Source organism: Mucilaginibacter sp. P4_C11, from assembly GCF_056402115.1.
The window spans coordinates 1-5,334 of sequence record NZ_JBFUIA010000070.1; the positions used below are offsets into that span (position 1 = coordinate 1).

The 5,334-nt window shown below is 44.4% G+C and carries 2 protein-coding genes; both read right to left on the bottom strand.

The window, feature by feature from the left end:
* Positions 1 to 4,609 (bottom strand): YVTN family beta-propeller repeat protein (locus AC1DU2_RS30660; RefSeq protein ID WP_477389412.1); only part of this gene is annotated, 4,609 nt, incomplete at its 3' end.
* 560 nt (positions 4,610 to 5,169) lie between these two features.
* Positions 5,170 to 5,334, bottom strand: a 165-nt coding sequence (locus tag AC1DU2_RS30665) for a T9SS type B sorting domain-containing protein (RefSeq protein WP_477389414.1), incomplete at its 5' end; no start/stop codon positions are given.

Here is a 5,334-nt window from a genome sequence, read left to right on the forward strand (position 1 = left end):
TTACGGTGGCGCTTGTCAGCAGCAGCGGAGAAGCCGGGCTCAGGATCAACGTGCTTAACGCGCCGCTGTTTGACCCCGTTTTGTTTACCGTTACGGTATAGGTTTTTGTAGCAATGCCATCCGGCGCAGTTACCACGGTAGTTATTAAAGTGGGGCCGCTATTAAGCGGTATGGGAGCCGATGCTGTACCGTTGGTTACCGGTACACCGTTTATTGTAATAGTGCCACTTGGATATGTTGCTGTTGGGGTAAGCGTTACGCTACTGGTTGTTGCGTCGACCCCGGTGGTATAATTTACTGTACCAACTGCCGAACTTGCCAGGATCAGCGGAGAACCCGGGTTCATGGTTAATGAACTTAGCGAAGGATTATTGGATGGGTTTACGGTGATGGTGAAGGTGATAGGTGCGCCTGCACAGCCTGTTCCATAGGTAATAAAATTTCCTGATGATGCTGGTCCCTGACCTACAGGTATGGCGGTTATTACGGCATTTGTTATAGTATTAATAACCGAGACAGTGTTTGAATAATAATTTGCTACATAAACCTTGCTGCCATCTGAATTCACCGATAAACTACCGACATCGGAACCAACAGTAATTGTCGCGATAACGGTATTAGTCGTAGTATTTATAACCGAGACGGTTTTTGAAACAAAATTTGACACATATACCTTGCTGCCATCGGGGCTTACAGAAACGCCGACAGGAGATAAACCAACCGTTATTGTAGCTGCAACAGTATCAGCTGCGGTATTGATCACCGAGACACTGTTTGAATCATAATTTGCTACATAAACCTTGCTGCCATCTGTACTCGTTGAAATACTATTAGGATTACTGCCTACCGGAATAGTATAAACTGTTCTATTGGGGGTGTAAATGACCGATACGCTAGCCCCCAGTGAATTCGATACGTATACCGTGCTGCCATCGGGGCTTACAGAAATGCCGTGGGGAAATGAACCTACCTCAATAGTAGCTGTTACCGTATTTGTTACGGTATTGATCACCGAGACTGAATTTGAAAAAGCATTTGCTACATATACTTTACTGCCGTCCGGACTTACCGTTACACCTTGCGGGTATAGGCCTACTGGAATGGTTGTTATCACAGTATTAGTTATAGTATTGATAACCGACACGGTATTGTCCGTTTGATTTGCCACATACACGCGGCTGCCGTCGGCCGATCTGCCTACGGCTAGCGGCCCCTGTCCCACAGGTATTGTAGCAATCACTGCATCAGTAACCGTGTTGATTACCGAGATATTATTGGAGTTAAAATTTGCTATATATGCAAAGCCTGCCGAAACCGGTGTAACGGTAATGGTAGCTGTAACGGGGCTGCTGCCTGTATTTACGCCCGTAAAAGATGCTATATTCCCAATACCGCTTGCTGCAAGGCCTGCGCCGGGCGTATCATTAACCCAGGTAAAAGTATTGCCTGTGCCTGTAAAGTTAATAGCTGCGGTACTACCGCCGTTTGTAATTGTTTGGTTGGGTATGGTGTTTACTGTTGGCAATGTATTTATTGTTCCGGTTACCGCTACATTTTGGCTGGTTATGCCTGGCGAAGTTAGCGTTACGCTACCTGATATGCTGCCAACCGGCGCTGTTGCCGCCGACCGTACATAAATTAGGGTGCTATTTACCTTGCCCGCTACTTGTGTAATGGTTACAGCGCTGGCAAATCCGCTGCTGTAGGCAAGTGATACCTCAAAGCCAGTTGGGGCTGTAGCGGTAATATTGCCTGTTAAACCATTGCCGGTAACCATAAACCGTTGCGTGTTTAATGAAGCACTGCCTAAACAAGCAGAAATAGTGCCTGCTGCTGTACCGCCATGAATGGCAGGAGGAGATGGGTTTACGGTAATAGTAAAGTTAGCCGCTGCGCCGGCGCAGCTTCCACCACCAGTAATGAAATTGCCGTACGAAATGGCTGACGAACCTACAGGAATTGTAGCTACAGTTGCGTGGGTAGCAGCGTTAATTACTAACACATTACCTGGAGTTTCTACATACAAAAATCGGCCGTCCTGGCTTACCGATATGCCTGTAGGAGCTAAACCGGCGGGGATAGTAGCTGTAACAACATTTGTTGCGGTATTGATGACGGAAATATTATTTGAATAACCATTGGTAACATACAACATGCTGCCATCCGGGCTTAATGCTACACCCCAGGGATGGCTCCCTACCGGGATAGTAGTTGTAATAACATTGGTTGTGGCATCGATCACGGAAACAGTATTTGAAAAATAATTTAGTGCATAGATTTTACTGCCATCCGGGCTTAAAATTATGGCTATTGTATTACCCGCGTTAATGCTGCCTATAATGGCGTTGGTTGCGGTATTAATAATGCGTATAGCATTTGAGCCACCGCTTGCATCAGTCACATACAAACGGCTGCCATCGGGACTTAAGGCTAAACCACTTGTATAGCCGGTTAATGTTATTGTAGCAGTTATAGCGTTGGTTGCAGCGTTAATAACCGTAACCGTGTTGCCGCCTGAATATCCTACATATACCTTGCTGCCGTCGGGACTTACCGTGATAGCGGCAGGTTGTGTTATAACATGCAGATCAATAGTGGCTGTAACCGTATTAGTTGTCGTATTAATTACCGAAACGGAGTTTGAATGGGTATTTGCAACATAAACCTTGCTGTTATCCGGGCTTACCGCAACGTTAAAAGGGCCCGAGCCTACAGGAATAGTTGCAATTACCTTATTGGTTATTGTATTGATTACCGAGACCGTATTATCCTCTTCCCCATTTGCCACATAGGCAAGAGGCGCCACCTGGGGGGTAACTGTAATAGTTGCAGTCACCGGGCTGAAGCTTGTATTTACAGCGGTAAATGCGGCGATATTTCCGGTACCGCCCGCGGCCAAACCAATGCCCGGAGTATTATTAACCCAGGTAAAGGTATTGCCGGTACCTGTAAAACTAATGGCTGCAGTAGTATCACCGTTTTTAAGGGTTTGATTGGTGATTGGATCAGTCACCGGTAATGCATTTATTCTGCCTGTTACCGCAGTATTCTGGCTTGTGGCTCCTGTTGAACTCAGCACGACGTTGCCTGATATGCTACCTGCCGGCGCAGTAGCCGCCGACCGCACATACACCGTGGTGCTGCTTATTACGCCGCCTGACTGTGTAAGCGTTACAGTGCCGCCATAACCGCTGCCCGCCGATAGGGACACTTCGAAGCCGGTTGGGGCAGTTGCTATTATACTACCTGTTAAACCGGTGCCGGCAACTTTAAACTGCTGGATATTTGGGCTTGCCGAAACCGTACCTGCACATGCAGAAATATTGCCGGTAACGGTGCTGATGTTGATGGATGGTGCCGGGTTTACCGTTATTGTAAATGTAATTTGGCTACCGCTACAGCTCGTGCCCGCTTTAATAAAATTGCCTATTGAAATAGGGGTGTTACCTACCACAACTGTTGCTGTTATGGTATTAGTTGCAGTATTAATAACAGAAACAGTATTTGAGGCTTCATTTGCGACATATACATTGTAGCCATCGGGGCTTACAGAAATGCCAACAGGAGATGAATCAGCCGCTATTGTAGCTGTAACGGTATTAGTTGCGGTATTGATGACCGATACACTGTTTGAACTTGCATTCGCCACGTATACCCGACTGCCATCTGTACTCGCTGAAAGACCAGTAGGGCCGCCACCTACCGGAATAGTAGAAATTACTGTATTGTTTGTGGTGTTAATGACCGATACGCTATTTCCCAGTGAATTCGATACATATACGTTGCTGCCATCAGGGGTTACAGAAACGCCAACAGGAGATGAACCTACTGTAACAGTAGCTGTCACTGTATTTGTTGCGGTATTAATCACCGAGACAGAGTTTGAAATTTGATTTGCTACATATACTTTACTGCCGTCCGGACTTACCGCTACACCATACGGATTTAGGCCTACCGTAATTGTTGCTATCAGAGTATTAGTTATAGTATTGATAACGGAGATGTCGCCCGAAACATAATTTGAAACGTAAAGTCGGCTGCCATCCGGACTTACCACCGCACAAAAAGGGTCATTGCCTACAGGGATGCTTGCTACAACACTATTTGTCGCAGTATTTATTACAGAGACGTTATAATCCGGATACGCATTTACTACATAAACCCGGCTGCCGTCGGGGCTCACCGTTACCCCATTAGGTAGTGTTCCTACCCGGATGGTGGCAACAACGGTATTAGTCTCTGTATTGATTACCGAAACTGTTCCGCCATAATAGTTAGATATATATGCAAAGCCTGCGGCGACAGGTTTGGCTGTAATAGTAGCCGTAACCGGAGTGCTGCCATTATTTATTGAAGTAAATGCCGGGATTTTCCCAATACCGCTTGCGGCCAAACCGATGCCAGGAGAGTCATTTACCCAGTTATATGTACATCCTGTTGATGGGAAATTAACAGGTGCTGTTAAAGTACCATTATTAACAGTTTGATTAGGCACCTGCGCAAATAATTTAACCGACAGGAGAGTTATAAAAAAAGCTATATATAATGCTCTGTAATTCAATAATCTATAAAGGAGTAGTGAAATTGAAAGGTGTAGGTTTTTTTTCATAATGTTGGTTTAAAAACGGAAACTTTTAATAGCAATTAATACCTCTGGCACTTTATATAAACCGGGAGTCAGGGATAAAAAAATAAAACCATGCCCATTTACGCCGATAAGCGCAGCCTGCGGCCTGGATTGATTAACTTTTACCTGTACTTTTTTTGACTTTTGGTTCCTGGTGCCTGATTCAATTTTTTTATAAGGTGATTAAGGTTAGATATGCCCTGTTCCTAAAAAAGATATAACCCAAAAACAGCCGTAAAATATCTGCGTGATTTAACTGTTTGGTATGCCTTATTTAGAAATAGTTAATATTCAGTCGAAAATACTTAAAATGTTTTGAATCAGGCAGTAATTTTCAAATTTAAAAATGTACGATAAAATAACGAATAACTGAAATAGTTTTCGGGCCAATTGATGCTGTGGTTCCGGCGGGATTGCTGAATGCTACAAAGCGCTGTTTTTAGTAACTGATATGTGTTTTTGCAAAGTCCCGGCCCGCATTGAGTTGTAAACTAAATCCTATTAAAAAAAATGCAATGCTTAAAAAGCCGGTTATCCTCATATTAATATTTAATGATTAAATAGCCGGTTTTACGTTTCAACTGGCCTTTATTGCGGTATTCCAGCAAGTAATAATAAGTACCCGCATGCTGCATAGCGCCTGTTTTATTTGATCGCCCGTTAAATACCTTACTTGTATTATCATAGCCAGTTGCTTCAAATACGGG